20 protein-coding genes are annotated in these 25,389 nt (G+C 69.7%); 7 read left to right on the top strand and 13 right to left on the bottom strand.

The window, feature by feature from the left end:
- Window positions 1–129: 129 nt before the first annotated feature.
- Together LNW72_RS11035 and LNW72_RS11040 are read right to left on the bottom strand one after the other, a co-directional pair.
- The gene (locus tag LNW72_RS11035; protein WP_250975232.1) at window positions 130–798 is read right to left on the bottom strand and encodes a response regulator transcription factor; all 669 of its coding nucleotides are present in this window, start codon (window positions 796–798) and stop codon (window positions 130–132) included.
- Window positions 791–1,945 carry a GAF domain-containing sensor histidine kinase gene (locus LNW72_RS11040; RefSeq protein WP_250975233.1) on the bottom strand — a complete coding sequence of 385 codons (1,155 nt, stop codon included), beginning with the start codon at window positions 1,943–1,945 and terminating at the stop codon, window positions 791–793. The genes LNW72_RS11035 and LNW72_RS11040 overlap by 8 nt, the downstream gene beginning before the upstream one ends.
- 168 nt (window positions 1,946–2,113) lie before the next feature.
- Here LNW72_RS11040 and LNW72_RS11045 point away from each other — a divergent pair, with 168 nt between their 5' ends.
- The 3 genes from LNW72_RS11045 to LNW72_RS11055 all read left to right on the top strand — a co-directional run bounded on the left by LNW72_RS11045 (window position 2,114) and on the right by LNW72_RS11055 (window position 4,935).
- Entirely contained in the window at window positions 2,114–2,812 is a 699-nt protein-coding gene (locus tag LNW72_RS11045) for an SDR family oxidoreductase (protein ID WP_250975234.1), read from the top strand.
- A 5-nt stretch (window positions 2,813–2,817) separates the two neighbouring features.
- Window positions 2,818–3,855 (top strand): S-adenosylmethionine:tRNA ribosyltransferase-isomerase, encoded by a 1,038-nt coding sequence (locus tag LNW72_RS11050; protein ID WP_250980101.1) that lies wholly within the window; start codon window positions 2,818–2,820, stop codon window positions 3,853–3,855.
- A gap of 315 nt (window positions 3,856–4,170) precedes the next feature.
- Complete coding sequence (locus LNW72_RS11055) at window positions 4,171–4,935, top strand: transglycosylase SLT domain-containing protein (RefSeq protein ID WP_250975235.1); 765 nt, start codon at window positions 4,171–4,173, stop codon at window positions 4,933–4,935.
- Between the two features lie 77 nt (window positions 4,936–5,012).
- On the opposite strand, the gene LNW72_RS11060 is transcribed toward LNW72_RS11055, so the two are convergent.
- Window positions 5,013–7,514 (bottom strand): FHA domain-containing protein, encoded by a 2,502-nt coding sequence (locus LNW72_RS11060; RefSeq protein ID WP_250975236.1) that lies wholly within the window; start codon window positions 7,512–7,514, stop codon window positions 5,013–5,015.
- 199 nt (window positions 7,515–7,713) lie between these two features.
- Here LNW72_RS11060 and LNW72_RS11065 point away from each other — a divergent pair, with 199 nt between their 5' ends.
- The 3 genes from LNW72_RS11065 to LNW72_RS11075 all read left to right on the top strand — a co-directional run bounded on the left by LNW72_RS11065 (window position 7,714) and on the right by LNW72_RS11075 (window position 11,873).
- The gene (locus LNW72_RS11065; protein ID WP_250975237.1) at window positions 7,714–9,360 is read left to right on the top strand and encodes a streptophobe family protein; all 1,647 of its coding nucleotides are present in this window, start codon (window positions 7,714–7,716) and stop codon (window positions 9,358–9,360) included.
- 134 nt (window positions 9,361–9,494) lie between these two features.
- The gene (gene serB / locus LNW72_RS11070) at window positions 9,495–10,748 is read left to right on the top strand and encodes a phosphoserine phosphatase SerB (protein WP_250975238.1); all 1,254 of its coding nucleotides are present in this window, start codon (window positions 9,495–9,497) and stop codon (window positions 10,746–10,748) included.
- 33 nt (window positions 10,749–10,781) lie between these two features.
- On the top strand, window positions 10,782–11,873 hold the full coding sequence (locus tag LNW72_RS11075; RefSeq protein ID WP_250973875.1) for an IS630 family transposase: 1,092 nt from the start codon (window positions 10,782–10,784) through the stop codon (window positions 11,871–11,873).
- A gap of 284 nt (window positions 11,874–12,157) precedes the next feature.
- Here the strand turns inward: LNW72_RS11075 and LNW72_RS11080 are convergent, their stop codons facing one another.
- From LNW72_RS11080 to LNW72_RS11095, 4 genes are all read right to left on the bottom strand, one after another.
- Window positions 12,158–12,679, bottom strand: coding sequence for a histidine phosphatase family protein (locus tag LNW72_RS11080; protein ID WP_138354968.1), 522 nt, complete (start codon window positions 12,677–12,679; stop codon window positions 12,158–12,160).
- A 94-nt stretch (window positions 12,680–12,773) separates the two neighbouring features.
- A complete protein-coding gene (locus tag LNW72_RS11085) occupies window positions 12,774–13,001 on the bottom strand; it encodes a hypothetical protein (protein ID WP_250980102.1) in 228 nt (75 codons plus the stop codon).
- Between the two features lie 170 nt (window positions 13,002–13,171).
- Window positions 13,172–13,294, bottom strand: a complete 123-nt coding sequence (locus LNW72_RS11090; RefSeq protein WP_250975239.1) for an SGM_5486 family transporter-associated protein — start codon at window positions 13,292–13,294, stop codon at window positions 13,172–13,174.
- Between the two features lie 57 nt (window positions 13,295–13,351).
- Window positions 13,352–14,668, bottom strand: coding sequence for an MFS transporter (locus LNW72_RS11095; protein ID WP_250975240.1), 1,317 nt, complete (start codon window positions 14,666–14,668; stop codon window positions 13,352–13,354).
- 22 nt (window positions 14,669–14,690) lie between these two features.
- Between LNW72_RS11095 and LNW72_RS11100 the strand changes: the two genes are divergently transcribed.
- Window positions 14,691–15,371: an FCD domain-containing protein gene (locus tag LNW72_RS11100; protein ID WP_250975241.1), complete on the top strand. Its 681-nt coding sequence runs from the start codon at window positions 14,691–14,693 to the stop codon at window positions 15,369–15,371.
- Between the two features lie 61 nt (window positions 15,372–15,432).
- Here the strand turns inward: LNW72_RS11100 and LNW72_RS11105 are convergent, their stop codons facing one another.
- The 6 genes from LNW72_RS11105 to LNW72_RS11130 all read right to left on the bottom strand — a co-directional run bounded on the left by LNW72_RS11105 (window position 15,433) and on the right by LNW72_RS11130 (window position 25,258).
- Entirely contained in the window at window positions 15,433–16,896 is a 1,464-nt protein-coding gene (locus tag LNW72_RS11105) for a hypothetical protein (RefSeq protein WP_250975242.1), read from the bottom strand.
- Complete coding sequence (locus LNW72_RS11110) at window positions 16,893–18,707, bottom strand: hypothetical protein (protein WP_250975243.1); 1,815 nt, start codon at window positions 18,705–18,707, stop codon at window positions 16,893–16,895. The genes LNW72_RS11105 and LNW72_RS11110 overlap by 4 nt, the downstream gene beginning before the upstream one ends.
- 42 nt (window positions 18,708–18,749) lie before the next feature.
- Complete coding sequence (locus LNW72_RS11115; protein WP_250975244.1) at window positions 18,750–22,532, bottom strand: hypothetical protein; 3,783 nt, start codon at window positions 22,530–22,532, stop codon at window positions 18,750–18,752.
- A 195-nt stretch (window positions 22,533–22,727) separates the two neighbouring features.
- A complete protein-coding gene (gene fabI / locus LNW72_RS11120; protein WP_250975245.1) occupies window positions 22,728–23,498 on the bottom strand; it encodes an enoyl-ACP reductase FabI in 771 nt (256 codons plus the stop codon).
- Between the two features lie 5 nt (window positions 23,499–23,503).
- On the bottom strand, window positions 23,504–24,208 hold the full coding sequence (fabG, locus tag LNW72_RS11125; RefSeq protein WP_250975246.1) for a 3-oxoacyl-[acyl-carrier-protein] reductase: 705 nt from the start codon (window positions 24,206–24,208) through the stop codon (window positions 23,504–23,506).
- 123 nt (window positions 24,209–24,331) lie between these two features.
- Window positions 24,332–25,258, bottom strand: coding sequence for a lytic polysaccharide monooxygenase (locus LNW72_RS11130; RefSeq protein ID WP_250975247.1), 927 nt, complete (start codon window positions 25,256–25,258; stop codon window positions 24,332–24,334).
- Between the last annotated feature and the right edge of the window lie 131 nt (window positions 25,259–25,389).

Raw genomic sequence — 25,389 nt, forward strand, 5'->3', positions numbered from 1 at the left:
GTGCACCGCGACCAGCCGCCGCGGTACTCCCTACAGAACGGGCCACCGGCGGTCAGGATGCGCCACCGGCCCCACATCCACCCGTCGGAATGAATCCGATACCGGAACACACCGGTCCGGTATGGCCGGTCAGGCCTCCGGAGGTGCCCCGATGCCGTGTCTGACCGCCCACAGCGCGGCCTGGGTGCGGTCCGAGACGTCGAGCTTCATCAGGATGTTCGAGACATGGGTCTTCACGGTCTTCTCCGAGAGCACCAGCGCGCGGGCGATCTCCCGGTTGGAGCGCCCGTCGGCGATCAGCGTCAGCACCTCGCGCTCCCGTTCGGTGAGGGCGTTGCCCCGCCCCTGGCCGCCGGTGGGGAACTCCTGGGAGAGCAGGGCGTCGGCCACCTCGGGCTGGAGCAGCACATGGCCGGCGTGCACGGAGCGGATCGCACCGGCCAGCGCCTCGGGGTCCACGTCCTTGTACACGTAGCCGGCCGCGCCGGCCCGCAGGGCGGGGACGATGGTGCGCTGCTCGGTGAAGCTGGTGACGATCAGCACCCGGGCGGGGTTGCCGAGCTCGCGCAGCTTGCGCAGGGCGGAGATGCCGTCGGCGCCGGGCATCTTGATGTCCATCAGGATCACGTCGGGACGCAGTTCCTCGGCGCGGGCCACGCCCTCGTCGCCGTCCCCCGCCTCCCCGACGACGTCGATGTCGCCCTGGATCTCCAGGAAGGTCCGCAGTCCGCGGCGCACCACCTGGTGGTCGTCGACGAGCAATACGCGAATGCGTGCCTGCCCCGCTGGCTCAGCCACCGGGCACCTCCATCTCGATGACGGTGCCCTTGCCGGGCGCCGATTCCACTGTCAGGTGTCCGCCCACGCCGCTCGCCCGGTCGCGCATGGAGACCAGGCCGAGATGGCGTCCGGCACGGCGCACCGCGGACGGTTCGAAGCCGCTGCCGTCGTCGCGGACCCGCAGGACCGCTCCCTTGCCCCGGCCGAAGAGGCAGACGGTCACGGCTCCGGCGTCAGCGTGCCGCAGCGCGTTGTGCAGCGCCTCCTGGGCGACCCGCAGCAGCGCCTCCTCCTGGGCCGCTGGCAACGCCTTGACCTGGTGGGACGTGAAGGTGACATGGGCCGCGTGGGCCCGGTCGAGCACCTCGGCCCCGGTCCGCAGGGTCGCGACGAGGCCGTCCTCGTCCAGTCCGGCGGGCCGCAGCTCGACGACGACGGCGCGCAGCTCGTCGGCGGCCTCGGCGGCGAGCGCCGCCACCTGCTTCAGCTCCTCCTTCGCGCGCGCCGGGTCGCGGTCGACCAGGGCGGCCGCGGCCTGTGCGGTGAGGCGCAGCGAGAAGAGCTTCTGGGAGACCGCGTCGTGCAGCTCGTGGGCGATGCGCGCCCGCTCGCCCGCCAGGGTGAGTTCGCGGCTGCGCTCGTGGAGGCGGGCGTTGGTGAGGGCGATGGCGGCGTGCGCGGCCAGGGTCCGCAGCAGCGTCTCGTCCTCCTGGGTGAAGGCGCAGTCGGTGGCGGGCCCGGTTCTGGGGCCCAGCTTGTTGGCCAGGAAGATCGCGCCGAGGATCTCCTCGCCGTCGACGACCGGCATCCCGATGAAGTCGGTCATGTCCGGGTGGGCGCGCGGCCAGCCCCCGAAGGAGTCGGACTGCGTGACGTCCGCGAGCCGCTGCGGGGTCGCCTCATGGAGCATCGCGGCGAGGATGCCGTGCTGCCGGGGCAGCGGGCCGATCGCCTTCCACTGCTCGTCGCTCACCCCGTCGACGACGAACTGGGCGAACCCGCCGTGATCGTCGGGCACCCCGAGCGCGGCGTACTCGGCGTCGAGCAGCTCGCGGGCGGACGCGACGATCGTCTGCAGCACCTCGCGCACCTCCAGGTGCCGGCTCATCGCGAGGACCGCGTCGCTGACCGCTTCGATTCCGCCTCTGGGCGACCGGTTGGACATGTCGTCAACCTACCGGCGCCGCGGCTCCGGCGGATCGGGCCGGCGACCTAGGGCAAAGTGCCCCCCGACGTGCGGCGGACGGCCGAGGCGCGGGATACGTCGGCGTTCCTACGGTGAAGGGAGCCGCTGGGCAACGGGTCCGGTGGCGGCTCGGAGGGTGGGACGACGATGGCGGTGGCGATCATCACGGGGGCTTCGCGGGGACTGGGCCGTGCCCTGGCCGGGGCGCTCGCCCGGCGTGGCTGGGACCTGGTGCTCGACGGGCGGTCCGAGGGAGTACTGAAGACGGCGGCGGCGGAGCTGGAACGGGAGGGCCCCGGACGGGTGGCGGCGGTGCCGGGCGATGTCACCGACGCCGCCCACCGGACCGCGCTCGTCGCGGCGGCCCGCGCGTTCGGCGGCGTCGATCTGCTGGTGAACAACGCGAGCGCGCTGGGTGCCGAGCCGCTGGTGGCCCTGGCGGAGCTTCCGGTGGACGGGCTGCGCGCCGCGCTGGAGACGAACGTGGTGGCGCCGCTGGGGCTCGTACGGGAGGCGCTGCCCCTGCTGCGGGCGGCGGGCGGCGCGGTGCTGAACATCAGCTCCGACGCGGCCGTGGAGGCGTACGGGACGTGGGGCGGCTACGGGGCGAGCAAGGCGGCGCTGGAGCAGCTGTCCGCGGTGCTGGCCGTGGAGGAGCCGGGGCTGCGGGTGTGGTGGGTGGATCCGGGCGACCTGCGGACCGAGCTGTACACGGCGGCGGTCCCGGACGACGACCCGTCGGACCGGCTGCTGCCGGCGGACGTCGCCCCGGCCTTCCTGCGACTGCTGGACGAGGAGGCGCCCAGCGGGCGCTACTCCGCTCCGGCGCTGCTGGAAGCACGGTGACCACGATGGAGGGGCTGCGGGGGCTGCGGGTGCCGCCCGAGCTGTCGGCGCGGGCGCCGGCCGGGCGGCGGGACGGCGTACGGCTGCTGGTCGGTCGGGCGGCGGCCGGCGAGGTGGCGCACCACTCCTTCCGGGAGCTTCCCGGGCTGCTGCGGGCGGGTGACGTCCTGGTGGTGAACACCTCGCGGACGCTGCCCGCGGCGGTCGGCGGGCGGCTCGGCCTGGAACCGGTGACCGTGCACTTCTCGACCCGCCAGGACGACCACCGGTGGGCCGTGGAGGTGCGCAGGCCCGACGGGCGCGGCACGACGGTGCCGCGGGCCGGCGGACCGGCCGGGGCGGTCGTGGAGCTGCCGGACGGGGAGCACCTGGTGCTGGAGGAGCCGCTGTCGCCGCGCGGGGACCGGCTGTGGCTGGCGCGGCCGTCGATGGCGGACACCGCCGCCTATCTGCACGGGCACGGGCGGCCGATCCGGTACGGCTACACCGAGCGGGACCAGCCGCTCGCGGAGTACCAGACGGTGTTCTCGGTGCCGTCGCCCGACGGCCGCGGCTCGGCGGAGATGCCGAGCGCCGGCCGGCCGTTCACCACCGGGATGGTGACCTCCCTGGTCAGCAGGGGTGTGCAGATAGCGCCGATCGTCCTGCACACCGGGGTCTCCTCGGCCGAGACCCATGAGCCGCCGTACCCGGAGTGGTTCGAGGTGTCGCCGAGCACCGCCTGGCAGGTGAACGCCGCCCGCAGCGGGGGCGGCCGGGTCGTGGCGGTCGGTACGACGGCCGTACGGGCGCTGGTGTCGGCGGCGGACGGCCGGGGCACCGTCCGCGCCGCGCGGGGCTGGACGGGTCTGGTGTTGACCCCGGAACGCGGGGTACACGCCGTGGACGGGCTGCTGACCGGGCTGCATGAGCCGGCGGCCTCCCACCTGCTGATGCTGGAGGCGGTGGCGGGCGCTCCGCTGCTGGAGCGGGTCTACGCGGAAGCCGTGCGCGGCGGCTATCTGTGGCACGAGTTCGGCGACGTGAACCTGCTGCTCCCGTAGGCGTTCCGGGGGCGCTTCCGGCGCCGATTCCGGGCACGCTGCCAGGACACCTGAAAAGCCGTCACCGTGCGCACCCCCGTCATGACGATCCGTCGATGGCGGGGGTGGTGCCGTGTGACCTGCCCGATAGGACGTACGTCACTTACGAAGCCGGATAGTGGACCGGGAGGGTGCCCACGGCGCGTAAGGGGCCCGTAAACACGCCCTGCCGTTCAACCCGCAACTACGACTTTCGTTAGTAATCGACCTCTTTGCCCTGCGGTTTTTACCCGGCTATCAATGCCGGAGTCCGCAATTGGAAGAGGTAACTCCCCCATGCAGCTCCCGACGCTCCCGAAGCTCGGCCGCCTGAACAAGGTGCATTCGTTCGCCGTAGCAGGCACCGCAACCGCCGCTCTGACGGTTCTGGCCATCACCGCTGGTGTCCAGGGATCCGACGGAACGGCCCTCGCCGCCGGCGAGCCCTCCAACATCGCTGTGGTCAGCACCGCTGGCCCGCAGAGCATTACCGACCAGGCCGGCGCCGCTTCGCAGCACGCCGCAGCCGAGGCCGCGGCCAAGAAGAAGGCGGCCGACACGGCCGCCGCGGCCGCGAAGAAGAAGGCGGCCGACGACGCCGCCAAGAAGAAGGCCGCTGACGAGGCCGCCAAGCGCAAGCAGGCGGAGCAGGCCGCGAACCGCTCCCACGAGCGCAAGGCCCTCGCCGCCAAGCCGAAGGCCGAGACCAAGGCTCCGGCCGCCCCGGCCGCCGTCTCGTACTCGAACGACCTCGACGGCTGGATCAAGGAGTCGCTGTCGGTCATGGCCGCCCACAACATCCCGGGCAGCTACGACGGCATCTACCGCAACATCATCCGTGAGTCCTCGGGCAACCCGCAGGCCATCAACCTCACGGACTCCAACGCCATGGCCGGCATACCCTCCAAGGGTCTGCTGCAGGTCATCGACCCGACGTTCCAGCAGTACCACGTCGCCGGTACCTCCATGGACATCTACGACCCGGTCGCCAACATCACCGCCGCGTGCAACTACGCGGCCGCGAACTACGGCTCCATCGACAACGTCGACTCGGCCTACTGAGCACCGGTCCACCACGCCGAAGGGCGGCCGCACCCCCAGGGGTACGGCCGCCCTTCGGCGTTGTCGGTCCCTGCGCGCTACTTGCGCATGACCTCCGGCTCGTGGCGGCGCAGCAGCCGCGCGACCACGACACCGCAGATGACCCCGAGTACGACCAGCACGCCCATGTCGACGATCCACTGGGCCGCGGTGTGCTCCCAGAGCTGGTCCGGGTTGGCCGCGTCCCACGGCATGAGGACGTTCAGCTGGGCGGTGGTGCCCAGCGCGGAGACGGCCCAGCGGGCCGGCATCAGCCAGGCGAACTGCTCCACGCCGATCGAGTCGTAGAGCTGGAAGAGCACCCCGGTGAAGACGACCTGGACGATCGCGAACATCACCAGCAGCGGCATGGTCTTCTCGGCGGTCTTCACCAGGGCCGAGATGATCAGGCCGAACATCATCGAGGTGAAGCCGAGCGCGATGACGGCCAGCGTCATCTCGATCGCCGGTGAGCTCTTGAAGATCACGCCCTCGGTGGGCATGGCCCGCGGGGCGAAGCCGATGCCGCAGATGATGACGCCCTGCAGGGCCGTGATCAGACCCAGCACGATGACCTTGGACATCAGGTACGCGGAGCGGGACAGGCCGGTGGCCCGTTCCCGTTCGTAGATCACCCGTTCCTTGATCAGTTCTCGTACCGAGTTGGCGGCGCCCGAGAAGCAGGCGCCCACCGCGAGGATCAGCAGGATCGTGCCCGCGTCCTTGTTGACCAGGTGGGCCTTGAGCGGACCCGGGCCCAGACCGCTGTCGGCCGGGATGACGACGCTGACCACACCGAGCACTGCGGGCAGGATGAACATCAGCCCGATGAAGCCGCGGTCGGACGCGATCACCGACAGATAGCGGCGCACCAGCGTCAACAGCTGGGAACCCCAGCTCTGCGGCTTCGGCGGGCGGGTGGCCATCTGCGGGACGACCGCCACGGCCTGCGGGGCGGCGTCCAGGTCGGCCGCGTACATCTGGTAGTGCTGCGAGCCGTGCCAGCGGCCCGACCAGTCGTAGTCGCGATAGTTCTCGAACGCCGAGAAGACGTCGGCCCAGGTCTCGTAACCGAAGAAGTTGAGCGCTTCCTCCGGCGGGCCGAAGTAGGCGACCGAGCCGCCCGGCGCCATCACCAGCAGCTTGTCGCACAGCGCCAGCTCGGCCACCGAGTGGGTGACCACCAGGACGGTGCGGCCGTCGTCGGCCAGACCGCGCAGCAGCTTCATGACGTCGCGGTCCATACCCGGGTCGAGGCCGGAGGTCGGCTCGTCCAGGAAGATCAGCGACGGCTTGGTGAGCAGCTCCAGCGCGACGGAGACCCGCTTGCGCTGGCCCCCCGAGAGGGAGGTGATGCGCTTGTCCGCGTGGATGTCGAGCTTGAGCTCCTGCAGGACCTCCTGGATCCGGTGGTTGCGCTCGTCGGTCGCGGTGTCACCGGGGAAGCGGAGCTTGGCCGCGTACCGCAGTGCTTTGCGGACGGTCAGCTCCTTGTGCAGGATGTCGTCCTGCGGGACCAGACCGATGCGCTGGCGCAGCTCGGCGAACTGCTTGTACAGGTTTCGGTTGTCGTACAGCACCTCGCCCTGGTCGGCCGGACGGTAGCCGGTCAGCGCACGCAGCAGCGTGGACTTGCCGGAACCGGACGGGCCGATCACCCCGATCAGCGACTTCTCCGGGACACCGAAGGAGACGTCCTTGAGGATCGTCTTCGTGGTGTTTCCCTGCGGGACCGTGACGGTCAGCCGCCGGGCCGAGAAGGAGACCTCGCCGGTGTCGACGAACTCCTCGAGCCGGTCCCCGGCGAGCCGGAAGGTCGAGTGGCCGACGCCGACGATGTCGTGGGGGCCCAGCAGATGGCGCTGGATCGGCTGACCGTTGACATAGGTGCCGTTGTGGCTGCCCAGGTCGACGATCTCGAAGCGGCCGTCGGGGTGCGCCTTGAACTCGGCGTGGAACCGGGAGACCTGGAGGTCGGAGACGACCAGGTCGTTCTCCAGCGCACGGCCGATCTTCGTGACCTGGTTGATCGAGAAGTGGTGCATCGTGGTCGGGCTGCGGTGCTGCTGCCCGCCCTGCGGCTGCTGCGGCTGCTGCGGCCAGCCCTGCTGCTGCGGAACCTGCGCCGGCGGCTGGTTCCAGCCACCCTGCTGCGGCTGGACGGGCGGCCGGTGCGGCTGCTGGACCGGCGGGGCCTGCCGTGCGGCAGGTGCCTGGTGCGGCTGCGCCAGCGACGTCTCCGCACTGTAGAGATCGGCGCTGACCTGCTGGCCGCCGCTGAAGTTGAGACGGGGGCCGTCGGTCGCGTTGCCGAGGTTCACGGCGGAGCCCGGTCCGACCTCCATCTGGTGGATGCGCTGGCCCTGGACATAGGTGCCGTTGGTGCTGCCGAGATCCTCGACGATCCAACTGCGTTCGCCCCAGCGGATGGTGGCATGCCGCCAGGAGACCCTGGCGTCGTCGAACACCATGTCTCCCTGCGGATCCCGCCCGAGGCTGTACGACCTGGATGGGTCGAGCGTCCAGGTTTGACCGTTCAATTCGAGTACGAGTTCAGGCACCCCAAGCCCCAAAAGTTGTCCCCCGGTATTTCCCCATGCGGGGAGTCTAGGGATTGCGAACATCGGGAGGAACTATTTCAGGCCCGGCAGTCGAACCGGAACCCGCCCTCCGATAAGTACGCCCGCCGGCAGCGTTGACTGCGCCCAAATGCCACCGGAGAGTAGTAACCGCCCAAGGACACGACCTCGGGGGGCCGGGATGACCGCTAGGACCACGCCCTGGGTGAGCGTACTGCTCTCCGCCATCGCGTCCGTGAGTTGGGCGTTTCTGGCCATGACGGGCACCGCCGCGCTCGGTCTGCATCTGCTCGGGGCGGACGCCGCCGGTTCGCTCGGACCGATGACGGCCGCGGTGGTGGCGATGGCGGCGGGCGGCCGGGTCCGACCGTCGGGCGACGTCGCCGTGTTCGGGATGGACAGCGCCGGCACCCAGGGCGCCATCGGCGTCATGCCGCTGGGCGTGAGCCTGGTGGGCGCACTGCTGCTGGTGTGGGTCTTCCTGCGGTCGTTACGCAAGGCCGGGACGGTCGTCTCCGCCGGTGAACTGGCCGCCCGGGTGCTGGCGGTCGCGGTGTTCTTCACCGCCGTACTCGGCGGGCTGTCCTGGGCCGGCCAGGACACCATCGCCATCGACGGCGCCTCGCTCGGCGCTCCGCAGACCGGCGGCATCCTGGACAAGCTGCCCGGTATCGGGGACATCGGGGGCGGCGGACTCTCCGACGGTCTGCAGGGGCTGATCAAGGCCAAGACGTCGGTCGGCTTCCACGTCGACACCGTGCCCACCCTGCTGCGCGGTCTGGTGTGGGTGCTGGTGGTGCTGCTGATCGCGCTGCTCGCCTCGCGCCGTACGCCGCTGCCGCCGGGCTGGCAGGGCGTGCACCGGGTGGTACGGCCCGCCGTCTCCGCGCTGTGCGGGCTGCTGGTGCTCGCCGTGGTGGCGGGGCTCGCCGCCGCCGGGTACGCGGCGGTCACCGGCGAGGAGCCGGGCCGGATCATGGGGGCCGCGCTCCTCGGCGCTCCCGACGGGGTCTGGCTGGCGCTGCCGCTGGGCCTGTTCGTCCAGTGGAAGGGCGTCGCGACCGGGGAGCTCGCGAAGGTACTGCCCGATCCCTTCGACCGCTTGCTGAACAGCGGGGTCAGGGAACCCATCACGCTCGGCCGGCTCGCCGAGCTGGACGACCGGGTCTGGCTGCTGCCGGTCGCGGTGGCGCTGATGATGCTGACCGCCGGGGCGCTCACCGCGACCCGCACCCCGCTGGGGCCCGGATCGCGCGCCGGATACGCGGGGCGCTGCGCGCTGCGGCTGGGAGTCGCGTCGGCCGTCGCGTTCCCGCTGCTGGTGTGGCTGACCGGGGTCTCGGTTAACGCCAACCTGTCGGTCTTCGGCTTCGACGCCGTCGGGGCCGGGATAGAACTGCACGGCAGCGTCCCGCTGGCGCTGCTGCTGGGCGCCGCCTGGGGTGCGGGGGCGGGCGGCGTGGGCGCACTGCTGGCGCTGGCGACCGGCGCCGCGGGACGGCAGGCGGCGCCGCTGGCGACCGGCCCGGCGCCGGGCGGCACGGCCGGCGATTCCGCGCGGACCTACCCGGCCGTCGCCTACGAGCCGGGGCCTTATGTTCCGAGCCCGGCGTACCGTCCCGAGGAGGACGGGCCGAACCCGTACAAGCAGCCGGCGGAGCCCGCCGGAGGCGCCGGCAACGACTCGCCGCACGCGGCCCGGACGGTGGCCGGCGCCCCGCTGCCCCCGCCGCTGCCGCGCCGTTCCCGTGGCGGCGGCCGCACCGACAAATGGCCCGACCCACCGGGCGAACCGCCGCCTCCGCCGGGAGCGCCCCGCAGGCAGTAGGGCGCCGCGCAGGCGGCAGGCGGGGGCGTCGGCGGGCATTCGGGTCGGATTCCCGCTGCGCGGGTCCGGATGGGTGTCCGCCACGCGGGACGGCTCGTCGCGTCCTTGAGGCCGCCGGATACGGTGGTGTCACCATGAACGACGCCACGCAGCCCATCCCTGTCGCCGCCGTTCCCTCCGCGGACGCGCCCACCCTCCTCGTCAAGATCTTCGGCAAGGACCGCCCAGGCATCACCGCCGGACTCTTCGACACCCTCGCCGCGTTCGGCGTGGACGTCGTGGACATCGAACAGGTCGTCACGCGGGGCCGGATGGTGCTGTGCGCGCTGGTGACCGCGCCGACCGCGCCCGGCGCCGAGGGCGAGCTGCGCTCGACCGTGCACAGCTGGTCCGAGTCGATCAAGATGCAGGCCGAGATCATCTCCGGTATCGGTGACAACCGGCCGCGCGGTGAGGGACGTTCCCATGTGACGGTCCTGGGCCACCCGCTGACGGCCGAGTCGACAGCCGCCATAGCGGCTTGCATCACCGCCACCGGCGGCAACATCGACCGGATCTTCCGGCTCGCGAAGTACCCGGTGACGGCGGTCGAGTTCGCCGTCTCGGGCGCCGATCCGCTGGCGCTGCGCTCGGCGCTGGCGATGGAGGCGGCCGCGCGCGGGGTGGATGTGGCGGTGGTCCCGGCCGGGCTGCAGCGGCGGGCCCAGCGGCTGGTGGTGATGGATGTGGACTCCACCGTCATCCAGGACGAGGTGATCGAGCTCTTCGCCGCGCACGCCGGGTGCGAGGCGGAGGTCGCCGAGGTCACCGCCGCGGCGATGCGCGGCGAGCTGGACTTCGAGCAGTCGCTGCACGCCCGGGTGGCGCTGCTGGCGGGGCTGGACGAGTCGGTGGTGGACAAGGTCCGCGCCGAGGTCCGGCTCACCAAGGGCGCCCGTACCCTGATCCGCACGCTCAAGCGGCTCGGCTACCAGGTGGGGATCGTCTCGGGCGGCTTCACCCAGGTCACCGACGATCTCAAGGAGCGGCTGGGGCTGGACTTCGCGGCCGCGAACACCCTGGAGGTGGTGGACGGGAAGTTCACCGGCCGGGTGACCGGACCGATCGTGGACCGGGCCGGCAAGGCGCGGCTGCTGCGGAGCTTCGCGGAACAGGCCGGGGTGCCGCTGAGCCAGACCGTCGCGATCGGTGACGGGGCGAACGACCTCGACATGCTGAACGCGGCGGGACTGGGTGTCGCGTTCAACGCCAAGCCGGTCGTCCGGCAGGCCGCCGACACCGCGGTCAACGTGCCGTTCCTGGACACCGTCCTGTACCTGCTGGGGATCACGCGGGAAGAGGTCGAGGCGGCCGACGCGCTGGACGGCGCCCCGACGGAATCCCGCTAGTGACCTGAGTCGGAGGTTTGGCGTTAGTTCGGTATGAGCCGTCCGGGTCCGAAGATTCCGCCGTTGTTACTGACTGAGCCCCAGCGGGCCGTGCTGGAGGGCTGGGTGCGTCGGCGCACAACCGCGCAAGCGTTGGCTCAACGGTCGCGGATCGTGCTGGAGTGCGCGGACGGTCACTCGATCATGGAGGTGTCCCGTCGTCTGCGGATCGCTCCGGACACGGTCCGCACCTGGCGGCGGCGCTTCCTGGAGAACGGCTTGGACGGCCTGTGTGACGAGCCCAGGCCGGGTGTCCCGCGGAAGATTACCGACGCGGATGTGGAACGAGTGATCGTCAGGACGCTCGAGGAGACGCCGAAGAACGCAACGCACTGGTCGACCCGTTCCATGGCCGCAGCCACGGGCATGTCGCAGTCGACGGTCTCAAGGATCTGGCGGGCGTTCGCCCTGGCCCCGCACCGCTCGCAGACCTTCAAGCTTTCGACGGACCCGTTCTTCATCGACAAGGTCCGCGATGTCGTCGGCCTCTATCTCGATCCGCCGGAGAAGGCCCTGGTCCTCTGCGTGGACGAGAAGTCGCAGATCCAGGCCCTGGACCGGTCACAACCGGTGCTGCCGATGATGCCCGGCGTTCCAGAACGCCGCAGCCACGACTACATTCGCGCCGGCACCACGACGCTCTTCGCGGCACTCGAGGTCGCGACCGGCAAGGTGATCGGATCACTGCACCGCCGCCACCGGGCCATCGAGTTCAAGAAGTTCCTGGCCAAGCTCGACAAGGAAGTCCCGGCCGGGCTCCAGGTGCATCTGATCCTCGACAACTACGCGACCCACAAAACACCCGAGATCAAGAAGTGGCTGCTGGCCCACCCGCGCTTCCACCTGCACTTCACACCCACAAGTGCGTCGTGGCTGAACCTGGTCGAGCGGTGGTTCGCCGAGCTCACACAGAAGAAACTCAAGCGCGGAGTCCACCGCTCCGTCCAGGCCCTCGAACGCGACGTCCGAACCTGGCTGGCCGACTGGAACGACCAACCCCGGCCCTTCATTTGGACGAAGACCGCTGACGAGATCCTCGACAAGGTCGCCGCCTACTGCCACCGAATCTCTGACTCAGGTCACTAGGCCGTGTCTGACAAATAGCGGCGTCCGCCCGGAGGGCGGGGCCCGGGGCGTCTGGTGCGTGCGATCGCAAGGCGGAGGGTCGTCCTCGTACCGGGGTACGTGGATGAGCCCGACAACTGGGGGCACCTCCCAGCGGTAGCTGGGGGAGAGCGTGCGTGCCAGGCGCCCCGGGCTGGGGGCACCCCCAGCGGTAGCTGGGGGAGGGATTTGTCAGACACGGCCTAGGCCGGCCCGGGATCGCACCAGGCCTCGCCGCACGGTCCGCGCGGTCCGTCCGGACGGGCTCAGGCCTCGTGCGGCACCCAGTAGTCGGCCAGCCGGCCGACGCCGTGCTCGACGGACTTCCAGGAACCGGAGAACGTGACGACGCCGAAGGCCGCGGTCGGGAAGCCGCCGCGGTTCATCCGGGCCAGGGCGTCCGCCTCGGCGGTGCCCGCGAGGGCGTCGGCGAGGGCGTGCATGCCGGGGTTGTGGCCGATGACCAGCAGGGTGCCGATGTCGTCGGGGGTCTCGTTGAGCAGGGCCAGCAGCTCGCCCAGGCTCGCTTCGTACAGCCGCTCCTCGTAGACGGTCCTGGGGCGCTGCGGCATCTCGTGCGCGGCGAGCTTCCAGGTCTCACGGGTGCGGGCGGCGGTGGAGCACAGGACCAGGTCGGGGGCGATCCCCGCGTCGGCGAGCCGGCGGCCCGCTACGGAGGCGTCCGTGCGACCGCGTTCGGCCAGCGGCCGCTCGTGGTCGGCGACCGAGGGCCAGTCGGCCTTGGCGTGACGGAGTAGGACGATCGTGCGGGGCGAGTCGACGCTCATGCCCCTCAGCTTTCCAGAAAATCCGCGATCAGGCGCGGGGTAGCCGTTACGGCGGGCACCGGCCCGTGGGCGCCGATCGTCACAGGCCCCGGCATCACAGGAGGTGCTGGGCGATACCGGGGAGCGCGTCCGCGATGCGGGCGATGAGCTGACCGGCGGGCTCGGCCGCCGAGGTGTCGCTCCGGCCGGGTCCGGCGATCAGCATGAGCAGCGCGGCGAAGGCGAGCGCGGGCAGTGCGACGGCCCACCACGGGAGGCGCGTCTGGACCCCGCCGGCCCCCTGGCCGACCGTGTGCCGCGAGGGGCGGGTGGGTGCCTGGATGGACTGGGTGGACACGGTGACCGCCTCCGTGAAGTGCTGGAATGTTCTGACCCTTCGAAACTACGGAAGGGCACTCGACGATCCCATCGGGCGGGCCACCCACTTGACCCTGACCTGGCCCCCCTAGGGATGGTGGGGTTGTCCCCACCATCGGCCTCAGGGGCGGCGGTTCAGCCGAACTTGGCCGCGACGGTCGCGATGATCGCGACGAAGGCCGGAACAGCCAGCATCAGACCGATGATGATCATCAGTCGCTTCTGGCTGTGCGGGGGGTTGGGCTCAAGTACGGGCATGGCCCCAGTCTCGCACCGGCGCCGGAGAGGACCGCGGCGGGGTCGCCCGCGGCGCGGTCACAGTTCGTCCTCGATGTACCGGTTGCGTCCGGCCAGCACGCCGACGACGATCTGCGGCACCATGAGCGCGGCCATCAGCGCGATGGGCAGGTCCCAGCCGCCGCTGTGCTGGTAGAGGGCGCCGACCAGGATCGGTCCCGGGATCGAGATCAGATAGCCGGTGCTCTGCGCGAAGGCGGACAGCCGGACCACTCCCGCGCCGGTGCGCGAGCGCATCCCGACCATCGTCAGGGCCAGCGGGAAGGCGCAGTTGGCGATGCCGAGCAGCAGGGCCCACACCCAGGGGGCGCCGGCCGGGGCGAGCCACAGGCCGGTGTACCCGGCGAGGCCGAAGAGCGCGAGGACGACGACGAGCGGACCCTGGTGCCGCATCCGGCCGGCGAGCGAGGGCAGCGCGAAGGAGAGCGGGACGCCCATCACCATCGTCACGGCCAGCAGCGCCCCTGCGGTGCCGGCGGAGAGCCCGGCGTCGCGGAAGATCTGCGGCATCCAGCCCATCGTGACGTAGGCGGCGGTGGCCTGCAGGCCGAAGAAGCAGGCCAGCGCCCAGGCCGTACGGCTGCGGATGATCCGTCCGGTGTTCCCGTCGGTGGTGGTGGCGGGGCCGCTGCCCGCGGCGGCGGGCCGCGCGGCGGCGCTGCGGTCCCGGACCAGGCCGAGCCACGGCACGATCGCGACGACGGCGAGCGCCGCCCAGACGCCCAGCCCGAGCCGCCAGCCGTGGCCCATGGCGGAGGTCAGGGGCACGGTCGCCGCGGCGGCGGCCGCGGTGCCGAGGGAGAGCGCCATCGAGTAGAGCCCGGTCATCGCGCCGACCCGGTCGGGGAAGTACCGCTTGACGATCACCGGCATCAGGATGTTGCTGACCGCTATGCCGGCCAGTGCGACGGCGCTGGCGGCGAGGAAGAGCACGGTGCCGCTCGCGAACGGGCGCAGCAGCAGTCCGGTGGCGATGGCCGCCATGCCCGCGCACACCACGGCGCCCGCGCCGAAGCGGCGGGCCAGTCGCGGGGCGGCGATGCCGAAGAGCGCGAAGCACAGGGCGGGCACGGAGGTGAGGAACCCGGCCACGGCGCCGCTCATGCCGAGGCCGGCCCTGACCTCCTTCATGAGCGGCCCGAGGCTGGTGACGGCGGGACGGAGGTTGAGCGCGGCGAGCACCAGCCCGGCGAGGACGAGGCGGCGCGTCCAGACGGGCAGCGCCGGCGTCTCCGGCCCGGGAGCGGCTTCGGAGACCGGCGCGGAACCGGGTGCGGAACCCGGTCGGGACACGGCTTCGTCGCGGTCGAGGGTGAGGGGTTCGTCATCGCGCATGCACCCATCATAGAATGATGGGATGAATCTCGGTCCACTCCCCCGGCAGTCCACGCTCGCCGACCAGGTGATCACCCGGCTGCGCACCCAGATCACGTCCGGTGAGTGGCCGGTCGGCTCCCGTATCCCGACGGAACCCGAACTGGTCGAACAGCTCGGCGTCGCCCGCAACACCGTCCGTGAGGCGGTCAGGGCGCTGGCCCACAACGGACTGCTCGACATCCGGCAGGGCTCCGGCACCTACGTCGTGGCCACCAGCGAGCTGGCGGGCGTCATGCAGCGCCGGTTCGCCGACGCCGATCCGCGCCATGTCGCCGAGCTGCGCAGCGCCCTGGAGGCGTCCGCCGCCGGGCTGGCCGCCGCCCGCCGCACCGACCGCGACCTGCGGCATCTCGACACCCTGCTGGAGCGCCGCGAGCGGGCTTGGGAGTCGGGCGACGCCGCCGCGTTCGTCGACGCGGACGCGACGCTGCACCTGGCGGTCGTCGGCGCCTCGCACAACGACGTGCTGGTCGAGCTCTACGCGGACTTCGGCGAGGTGCTGCGCGACTTCCTGCGCGCGGACGTCGGCGAGGTGCTGCGCCCGGAGCAGCACCTGGACCACGCCCGGCTGGTCGAGGCGATCCGCGCGGGCGACGCGGAGACGGCGTCGGCCGAGGCCGCCGGACACGCCTTCCACTGCCGGGGGCTCGACCGCAGCTAACTCCAAATTGATACGCCGAATCAGCCTCTACCCGGGGCATCCGGCGGTCCCGACCAGATCCTTACGGTCTCACCAGCGCACGGCCGAGATCACGGGCCAAGCCGTCATCCAGAGCACACCGATGCGCCAGCTTGTTCCGTGCCAAGCGCAAGTACTTGAGCCGGTTGACCTCACCAGCCGGCAACAGCACCTGACCTGCTCGGACCGCAGCCCAGATGTCACCCACTTCCATGGCAGCGAGCGATTCCACTGCCGCTGCCCGGCTCCCCGCGACAAGCCCCTGCCCAGAACCCCGCGGTCCGTAGCCCTCGGCCAACCGGACTGGTCCGTGGACCGCGGCGGAAGGCAGCAGTGCCGCCAGCTCGGCGCGAGCGCCATCGATGAGGGGCAGCAGTACTCTGCTCTGCGCCTGCCAAATCATGGCGTCGAGATCCGCGGTCGATCTGCCGTCCCTGGTGATGGCCCAGCTGGCCAGTGGCCCGCGTAGCTGCCCATCCCAGAAGTCGATCGCTCCGGCTGCCCAGAAGTCTCGCAATTCCAGAGGCGGACGCTCCACGGCGACCGGGGCCGTACGGCCGAGCGCCTCAGGGAACGGCCGGCGCAGATCACCGGAAAGAACACTCAACACACTGACGAGAGAGGTCAGAACGCCGTCCCAGTCCCGCGACAGGCATACAGCCAGGTTAAGGTCGGGACCGCTGATCTGTGTGATGACCTCTTCACGCAGCGCTTCCGCAATCCGGTGACAAGCAGCGGCGGCGCTGCCGTGCCCCGCCTTTCCGATGGGTGAACGGCTTCGGGGGCGTGCTGTCGCGGTCACGGTTGCCGTATCCAACCGACTCAACGTGCCCCACCACCAGTGCACGACTGTGGTCTCCATGTCGAGCGAGTCCACAACCGCGTCGGGGAGATCTGTGAGCCGCACGACGGCGAGTGCCCGGGGACGACGGGGACGTGGCAGCCCGGCCGACTTGACCGACACGGACAGACTGCGCAGGAGTCGGGCGGTGTCGCTCGAATCGGGCTCCTGCCAGCCGCAGACCACGATCACGGGTTGACATCCAGCTTCGGGCGAGGTCAATGCTCCCAGCGGATCGGTGATCTGGCCGATTTCTTTCCCAACCCGTTCCAGCAACGTCGGGCGACGCGGCTGGCCGGCGATCCGTTCGCTCACTGACGGGGACGGGACGGTGACCTGCGCCCAAACTCCGCCGAACCCGTCGTCGTAGTCATCGATGATCACGGTGTCCGGGTCGAACTGTGGCACCTGGGAAGCTCCCCCGAACGGGATATCGGCTGGAGCGTCAAGCTGCCCCGAGGACGGAACTCTCAGCACCTCGGGCATGTCGTACAACAACTCCTCGAGGAGCTCCCGCGCCTGCCCCGAAGCAACCAACCCGTCCGGCAACACCCACACGCAACTGAAACCTCCCTCGAGATCCTCGGCGATCCGCCGCAGCTGGCGAGCAGGGCCCGGCAACCCCGCCAACCGCGGCAGAGCCGCCGTAGCGTGCCCAGCGGTCATTCCGCCGCTCCGTCGCTCGCCACCCGCGCAGCGATCAGTGCGCGGAATGTGACCGGGTCGAGAGCCACACCGGTGTCGCTCTGATCCAGCAGATCCAGATCAACCAATCGGAGCAGCAATACTTCGGCCTCCGCAACGGTCAGGTCCAGCACAGCAGCGACATCTGCGGTCCCGACGCGCCCCCCTTCCTCGACGTGAGCACTCCACAAGGTAAGAAGGTCGAGCTGAGGAGCACTCAGCCCTGATCGCTCCAGATGGATGCGGACCGGGGTCGCCTCCACCGTCAGCGTGCATGCCGAGCTCAGCGCCCCTTCGAGCGTGAAACCACCACGGGTGACCAGGGAGATGACCCGTTCCACCAGATGCGGCCAGCCACCGGTGGCGCCGATAAGCCGCCGACGCTCGTCGAGGGAACCGAAGGGACACTCCGGCCATGAGCGAAGACTGTCGACCGACCAGCGTTCAGGACGGACAAATCGCACTGGACCGTCGATGAGTTCCGCTGCAGGCACTGGGTCGGCGAGGATCACGGCGACTCGGGTCGCTGTGCCATCGCGCGCATCCAACGGCCGGGCCGCGGGCGTGTCCGACACCGTCGGTCCCGTATAAGCGAGAAGACGTTCCGACGCATCCTTAAGGGCCAACGAGCCGATGCCACGCAGATCAGCAACGATCACATGCGGAATCCGCAGCCGGGTCGCATCGGCGACGCATCCGCCCAGATCATCCCGGGCGCCATGGCTGAGCACCTTCATGCCACGACTCTCGGCATACACGGAGACAGCCCTCACGATCATAGGAGTCTGGAACAACGCGGAGGCTGCGACGATGGACACCCCGGGCCTGAGCCCCTCGAAGAGCTGCCCCTCCGTCAGCGGGCTGAATCGTGCTATGCCTTCCTGGTCAGGGCCCAGCAGCCTGCGCGCCGCCCTCGGGTTGTAGTCGTACGGCAAGCCGAACTCGGTCTCCGCCAGCTCCACGGCCAGTTCGTCCCTGGTCCCGAGCATATTGACGACATTGGGGCTACGGACCGCGAAGCGGCGCTGGTCGGAGAGCCGGATCAGCAGTCCGAGCCCCTCCATCTCCTCCAGATAGATCCGTACTTGCCCAGCGCTAAGCTGTGCGAACCCCTCCGCCCATACCTCGCCTGCTCGGTCCAAGAGCTCCTTCGGCGTGTAGCCGCCTGCGTAGCCGTCCTCCAAACTCCGCAGCGCGATGACCAGGGCCAGTACGCGGTATCGATCTTCCAGGTTGATGGTGAATCGCAGGCGTTCGGCGATGCGTTGGCGTACCACATCCGATGCGGCGACGGACTGTACATCGTCCTCACTGATCGTCGCTGGGCGGCCGTCTTCGCCGACCGAACGGGTGTGCATCGTGCGGACCAACTCACTACAGAAGATCTGCACCAGATTTGCCTGGTAATTGGTCGCGGCGAGCACCCGCCACACGAGTTCTGGGCGGTCGAAGGCATAGCCGAGAGCGGCCATCGGCTCCGCCACCAGGCGCAGCGCGGCTGGGTGCGTGAGGGGGCCGACGAGAATGCTGGGGCCGCCGTGCACCACCGTCACATTGGACAGATGCCCAAAGCGCTGGACTTGGTGCAGGCCCGCGAAAACGACCTTGAAACGCCGGTCCGACTCCTCCATCAATCCCTGGAGTTTCATGACCGTAGGGAAGGTCGACTGCCCACCCGCCGTGTAAGCGGGCCGGGAATCGGCCGTGAGGAAGGCATCCGCTTCATCGGCGAGCACCAACAACCTGCGGGTCGGGTTCCCCTGCAGCCACTTTCTGATGTGCTCGGCGACCACCTTGGCTCCAGCCCGGTCGGACACCTTCGGGCCGAGTACCTTCTATCGCTTGAGCGCTTCCACCAGCACGCCCCAAATCCGCTCCGGTGGTTCCGCCTGACCGATCTCGGCCTTGAGCAGGTCGAGGTAGATAGCGACGTGGTCGGCATTACGACGGGGGAAAACCTCGGCAGCCTGCCGCAGTAGGCTGGATTTGCCCAACTGACGCCCGCCGTACAGAAAGAGGCCGCCCTGCTGGTCCATCACCTGGGCCATCTGCTCGTCCCGCCCGTAGAAGACCTCGGGCGGAACGAGGCCCGCAACGAAGGGCGTGTACGGGTTATAGCCGGCCCAAGGCAGTGTGATCCGTTGGAGGGACCGAAACGACCGGGGGGCACGCGCGGCAATCCAACCCACTGAGGCAGGGTCGACCACCAGCGCCTGCTGGGTACGGCCGCGCGACGTCTCCGCGAGCCTGCGCCTGCCTCTGGCTCCGAGCGGATGCAGATAGAGGACGATGTTCGACCCAAGGTCGGCATCGTCCAGGTGGGCCAGTGGGCCGCCCTCGGCACGCTGCTCCTCGGAGATCAACAGCACCGTGTACTCGGTGGCCCGGGAGCCGAGTGCGGCGATGTACCCCGGCCTGGCCTCGGACGAAGTGGCTCGCACTGTGATTCGTTGTACGCCGCGGGTCAGCCGTTCACTGTTCCTCGGCCCTAGGTGTCCGCATTCCAGACCGATCAACCGCAGCACATCGGGGATGTGTCGCTGCCATTCCATCGAACGGCGAGTGGCATCGCACAGTGCGTCCCAGGCGGCCAGACCCTGTTCGGCACCTGGTGTCAGCGAGGCGCCGGCCGCGTATCGCTCGGCCCACCATCTGGCGCTGACCCCCTGGTTGGCAGGCTTGGGGGCTTGCGGGTGACCGACAACGGCAAGGAATTCCCTGAGTTCCTCGCCGGTTTCGGCGGGACGCTCCGGAAGGGGTTCCCCACGACGCGCGAAGGAAAGGAATTCCTCCGCTGTGACGGTGTCCCCGTCGTTGAGCAACGAACAGATCCGCTCGTGGTCGGCCGCCTCGACCTTAAGCGTCGCCAGATCATCGCGCATCTTGTCCGCGAACTTCTTGATCATGTCAGACAGCTGCGCGCTCAGATCGGCAATGCGCATGAGAGCCGCGCGATAACGTCCGTCCTGCCCGGTCCCCGCGAGCTCCTGGACAAACCCGGTGAATTCCCTTTCCTCATAGGGGTTAAGGAGGTTAAGGGTGCGTACCTGCGCCAGCTGGCTGCCAACGGCAGAGAGCGCTGTGTTCAACTGCTCACCCCAGCGTTGCGTGGACTCCTCGAGGTCGCGTCGGGCCGAATCCACCTGCAGGGGATTCCAGCCTCCGGCAGACGGAACTCTTCCCGCGACCATGGCACCTATGAGCTGCTCTGCGAGATGCAAATCTCCCCTGCAAAGATAGGAGGAAAGTGCCCCAGCCGGATCCACTGGGCGGAGCAACGAGGCGATATGCGCCACCGTGTCCGGGCCGGGGATCGGTGTGCCGTCTGTGTTCCGTGCCACCTCGGGCAGAGCCAACAAACAATCGGCGTCGGGTGCAATCCCCCACACTTCGTCGGCCGACTCGTCCTGGACCTCGTCATCCTCGGCCGTCCGGCGCAGGGAGACAGCCGCGGCCGGCATATCGCCACGCAGCCAGTCCCGGAGCAGACCAAGCATCGCTCCCGCCGGTCCGGGCGGCACTTCGACGTCGAGGACCGCATGAATGACGGGGGCCAGATCGGAATCCGCCTCCTCTACAGTGTTCTGGCGGGCTGCGGCCAAGGCGACGCTGAGGGCCATGTCGAGCAACTCCGCAACCGAGGCCACTGCTACCTGGAGCTGCCGTCTGGCCCCTGAGTGGATCTCCTCCTTGGCATGCTTGGGCGCGCGGCCGGCCCGATCGGCTTCTTCGATCATCCGTGAATCGGCCTGGGGTCGACGGTATTGTGCGGCCTCGGCTTCCAGCGCTTCGGCACTCTCCTCGCCATCCGCCCAGCGATGGATTAGCACGAGAGTATGACCAAGCACGCCGTTTTTGGCTGCCATCCGCTGGAGCGCTCGCGTGGCGCGCTGGTACTTGACGGTGCGCCGCGGAAGTTCCTTCATCAGTTGTTGGGCACGCGAGCCGATCTCCCCCCGGGTCTGTCCGGTGCCGGGTTCGGTGGTGATGCGTCCGGCACCCGCTTCCAGCTTGCGGCACTGGCGCACCGCGCTAGCCAGTGCGGTCACCAGCTGCTGCCAGCATTCGGGGAGACCGGCTATCGGGGTATACCCCGTTACCAAGGCACTCGGCCAGCCCGCGTTGAGGCCGGCACAGAGCGCCGCTGCTAGGGCGATGAGGTGCGCTTCCCGATCATCGGCGTACTTCTCCGGCACCCTGTTGTGCGCCATGAGTACGGCGCTTGCGTCGGTTTCGGTGACACAACCGAAGGCCGCTGACGCGAAGGCCAACGCGTCAGCGCGTGTCCTCGGTTCGGCCGAGGCCGCGGTCAGCCAGTACGCCTCATCCAGCCGAGCCGCCGCGATGAGTTCGACAATGGGCGAGGGCGACTCCTCGCTCCATGGCAAGGCCCCGTCCTGCTCCTGGAAATTCGGCTGATCAGCCGACTCCGGCGCCATGGCAACAAGGATCTCGGCAGGTTGCAGCGGCTCCGGCTGCACCGAGAGCACCACGACAGCCGCCGCGGGGACAAAGTCCAGCGGCAGATCTGGTGACAGGTCCGCGTAGTTCCGCCGATCCGCGAGCTGCTCCTGCGGAGCGGCTTCGCCGCCTCCCTGCAGAGGAGTTGACTCCATGTCCGCTTCAGAGACGGGGGCACCGAGTTCCTGCAGTTTCTCCAAGGCCCGGGTCAGCAGTCCGGTGATCAGCTCCGCGTCAACAGGATCGTCGCTCCCCGCAAGCAGATTTCGATAGTTCGCAGCCTGTGTTGTGAGCTTCGCAACCCTCTCCTCACACGCAGCGGCCTGCCGCCTGGCTTCACGCTCCACGGCACGGGCGTGCTCCTCACCTATCAAAGCCAAGAGGTTGCCCAAAGCGGTGAAGTCTGCAGTCTCCGGCCAGGCATGGCCGTGGGATCCGATCTGGCTGCCAAGCACGGCACGCTCCGCGCACCACGACGCCAGCGCGTCCGTCAGCCCGTCGATATCGTCCGGCAACCGTCCTTCGCACACTGCGTCCGCTGCCTCCCGCAACTGCCCAGCGGCCACGACGGCACCGGCCCGCAGTCGCTCGGCTGCACCGCTGAGCGCGTGTGTCCCCGCCATCCCAGCGGTCTCAGCGCCATCCCCCGCTAAGAGCGTCACCGCGGCTTCTTGCCCGTCGCGCTTTCCTTCGCGAACCGGCTCTGGTCGCGGTTCCGATGGATGCCGGGCGGAAGCCCTAATTAGTGACTGCTCATGCATCCTGGCCATAGGAGAGACCGGAACATCGCCGAGCACCATTCCGAAGAGAGCCAGCCGCGCCTCGATCGGTTCCAGGGCGGCGAGCATAGCCTCAAGCTGCTCTAGCGTGGGATCCCCGACGGCCTCGTCGGGGTGCCCAAGTTCTCGTACCAGCCGGGCTGCGGCATCTCCCAGGCCGAATTCCGCTATCCCCAGAAGATTCCGCGGTAACGATTTCGGCAGCCACGCACGCGCGGACCTGATGTCCCGGCGGGAGACCTGGGGACCTTCACTGCGACCGCGGGACTGACTGCAAGCCAGTTCCCGGAACAGCTGCTGCCGGACGAGCAGTCCGCGCAGTTCCTCATCGCTCAGTCCGGTCAGCCAACGCCGCAGGTCCACAACCGTGCTGTTCATTCTGCGATCCTGCCACTGGCAAGTCCGCAGCGCGAGAGTCCTGCAGGATCCCGTACAAAGAACGCGTTACACAGAAAATTCCCTCCTCGTCGGCGGACAGAATCCGCGAAGGTCCGGGAATGCCGAACGCCCGGCCCCGGACGCTGAGGAAGCGTCGGGGACCGGGCGTTCGCCGGGTGTCAGGAGCGGTACGGGTCAGGCACCGACCGCGTGCAGGCCGCCGTCGACGTGGATGATCTCGCCGGTCGTCTTCGGGAACCAGTCCGAGAGCAGGGCGACGACACCGCGGCCGGTCGGCTCCGGGTCGGACATGTCCCACTCCAGCGGGGAGCGGTGGTTCCAGACGTCCGCGAGCTCGCCGAAGCCCGGGATGGACTTGGCGGCCATCGAGCCGATCGGTCCGGCCGAGATCAGGTTGCAGCGGACGTTCTGCTTGCCCAGGTCACGGGCGAGGTAGCGGGACGTCGCCTCCAGTGCGGCCTTGGCCGGGCCCATCCAGTCGTACTGCGGCCAGGCGTACTGCGCGTCGAAGGTGAGGCCGACGACCGAGCCGCCGCCGTTGCTCATCAGCGGCAGGCACGCCATGGTGAGCGACTTCAGCGAGAACGCGGAGACGTGCATCGCGGTGGCGACGGACTCCCACGGGGCGTTGAGGAAGTTGCCGCCCAGTGCGTCCTGCGGCGCGAAGCCGATGGAGTGCACGACGCCGTCCAGGCTGCCCAGCTCGGTGCGTACGGTGTCCGCGAGCGAGCCGAGGTGCTCGGCGTTGGTCACGTCCAGCTCGATGACCTTGGTGGGCTTCGGCAGCTTCCTGGCGATGCGCTCGGTCAGGGTGGGCCGCGGGAAGGCGGTGAGGATGATCTCAGCGCCCTGCTCCTGCGCCAGCTTGGCGGTGTGGAACGCGATGGAGGACTCCATCAGCACTCCGGTGATCAGGATGCGCTTGCCTTCGAGAATTCCACTCATGGTGATCAGTGACCCATGCCCAATCCGCCGTCTACGGGAATGACGGCACCAGTGATGTATGCGGCCTCTTCGGAGGCGAGAAAGCGGACCGAGGAGGCGATCTCCGCGGTCTGTGCGTAGCGGGCCAGCGGGATCTGGCCGACGATCTTCGCGCGCTGCTCGTCGGTGAGCGCGCGGGTCATGTCGGTGTCCACGAAGCCGGGGGCCACGACGTTCACGGTGATGTTGCGCGAGCCGAGCTCACGGGCCAGCGAGCGCGCGAAGCCGACCAGGCCGGCCTTGGAGGCGGCGTAGTTCGACTGGCCGGCGGAGCCGAGCAGGCCGACCACCGAGGAGATGAGCACGATGCGTCCCTTGCGGGCCCGCAGCATCTTCCGGGCGGCGGCCTTGACCACACGGAAGGTGCCCGTGAGGTTGGTGTCCAGGACCGAGGTGAAGTCCTCGTCGGTCATCCGGAGCAGCAGCTGGTCGCGGGTGACGCCGGCGTTGGCGATCAGCACCTCGACCGCGCCGTGCTTCTCCTCGATCTCCTTGTAGGCCTGCTGGACCTGTTCGGCGTCCGTGATGTCGCACCGCACCGCGAGGAAGCCCTCCGGCGGCTCGCCCGAGCGGTAGGTGATGGCGACCTTGTCACCCGCGTCGGCGAAAGCCTGGGCGATGGCGAGGCCGATGCCCCGGTTTCCTCCGGTGACGAGAACCGAGCGGCTCAACGGATCACCCTTTCCCATAGTTGTGGCTATCACCACGAAACTATCGGTCCGGGCAGCGATACGGGGAACCGGCCCCGACAGGGGCGTCCAGCCGTCCCTGTCGGGTCCCTACAGTCGGCGGGGTTACGCCTGTGTGCGGGCCGCGGTCCGGCGGCGGCCGCGGAGGATCATTCCGACGGCTCCCGCGGCGAGAACGGCGCTGCCGCCGAGTGCCGTCTTCAGGGTGCCGGCGGCCTGGCCGCTCGCTGCCGTGTTCTGGGTGACGAGAGTGGTGTCCCCGCCGTGGCCGTGGTGGCTGACCGTCGACCGGCTCGCTCCGGCGGCGATCTGCTGGTCGCTGGGCGCGGCCGGGGCCTTGGCGGCGGCGCCCTGTCCGAAGACGACATCGGAGCAGCCGTAGAACGCCTCGGGGCTGTCGGTGCGCTGCCAGACCTGGTAGATCAGGTGGCGGCCGGAGCGGCTGGGCAGCTGCGCGGTGAAGTTGTAGTAGCCGCTCGTCGCGGAGGAGCTGGTCGGGTAGGTGGCGATCGGAGTGGCGTCCAGGTCGGACCACTTGAGCGGCTTCGTCGGGTCGTAGCCGGCCTTGGTGATGTAGAGGGTCATGACGCCGCGGTGGGGTGCGGTGACCCGGAAGCCGACGTTGAACGAGCCGGCGGCGACGCTGGTGGCGGGCCAGTCGGTGCGGGCCATGTCGAGGGCCTTGTACTTGTCGCGGTTGGCCGAGCACAGCTTGCCGTCGGGAATGATGTCCCGGCTGTGGCCGTCGGCGTTGGCGATGTTCACCTCGTTCCAGTCGTAGAGCGGCTGGGTGCCGCTCATGGCGACCAGGTCCTTGCAGACCTGTGACTGCGGGTGTTCGGGGCCTTCGGCGTAGCAGGCGGATATCCGGCTGACAGGACTGCTGAGGGCGCCGTGCGCGCTCGCGGACACCGGGGTGAGGGCGACGAGCGCCAGTGCCGCGGCGCCCGCGGCGCCGACGGCCGCGGCATGGCGGAACGCGGGCAGCCGCGGCGGGGGTACACGGAGTGCCGGCTGGTGGGGGGCTGACATGTGGGGGGCTCCTTGTCGTGCTGTATCTCGTGACTGCGCGGACAGGGGCGTGGGGGGACAGCAGAACGAGCATAGGATTGGTCTGGACCAACGACAAGAGGCCTGCAGCCACCGGCTTCTGACGGAGCATC

The sequence above is a fragment of the Streptomyces sp. RKAG293 genome (assembly GCF_023701745.1).
In the GTDB taxonomy this organism is placed as follows: Bacteria; Actinomycetota; Actinomycetes; order Streptomycetales; family Streptomycetaceae; genus Actinacidiphila.

Coding starts and splice junctions, on each gene's coding strand:
- LNW72_RS11040 (WP_250975233.1), bottom strand. CDS start 1,945: ATGTCCAACCGGTCGCCCAGAGGCGGAATCGAAGCGGTCAGCGACGCG.
- LNW72_RS11045 (WP_250975234.1), top strand. CDS start 2,114: ATGGCGGTGGCGATCATCACGGGGGCTTCGCGGGGACTGGGCCGTGCC.
- LNW72_RS11050 (WP_250980101.1), top strand. CDS start 2,818: ATGGAGGGGCTGCGGGGGCTGCGGGTGCCGCCCGAGCTGTCGGCGCGG.
- LNW72_RS11055 (WP_250975235.1), top strand. CDS start 4,171: ATGCAGCTCCCGACGCTCCCGAAGCTCGGCCGCCTGAACAAGGTGCAT.
- LNW72_RS11065 (WP_250975237.1), top strand. CDS start 7,714: ATGACCGCTAGGACCACGCCCTGGGTGAGCGTACTGCTCTCCGCCATC.
- serB (WP_250975238.1), top strand. CDS start 9,495: ATGAACGACGCCACGCAGCCCATCCCTGTCGCCGCCGTTCCCTCCGCG.
- LNW72_RS11075 (WP_250973875.1), top strand. CDS start 10,782: ATGAGCCGTCCGGGTCCGAAGATTCCGCCGTTGTTACTGACTGAGCCC.
- LNW72_RS11080 (WP_138354968.1), bottom strand. CDS start 12,679: ATGAGCGTCGACTCGCCCCGCACGATCGTCCTACTCCGTCACGCCAAG.
- LNW72_RS11090 (WP_250975239.1), bottom strand. CDS start 13,294: ATGCCCGTACTTGAGCCCAACCCCCCGCACAGCCAGAAGCGACTGATG.
- LNW72_RS11095 (WP_250975240.1), bottom strand. CDS start 14,668: ATGCGCGATGACGAACCCCTCACCCTCGACCGCGACGAAGCCGTGTCC.
- LNW72_RS11100 (WP_250975241.1), top strand. CDS start 14,691: ATGAATCTCGGTCCACTCCCCCGGCAGTCCACGCTCGCCGACCAGGTG.
- LNW72_RS11105 (WP_250975242.1), bottom strand. CDS start 16,896: ATGACCGCTGGGCACGCTACGGCGGCTCTGCCGCGGTTGGCGGGGTTG.
- LNW72_RS11115 (WP_250975244.1), bottom strand. CDS start 22,532: ATGAACAGCACGGTTGTGGACCTGCGGCGTTGGCTGACCGGACTGAGC.
- fabI (WP_250975245.1), bottom strand. CDS start 23,498: ATGAGTGGAATTCTCGAAGGCAAGCGCATCCTGATCACCGGAGTGCTG.
- LNW72_RS11130 (WP_250975247.1), bottom strand. CDS start 25,258: ATGTCAGCCCCCCACCAGCCGGCACTCCGTGTACCCCCGCCGCGGCTG.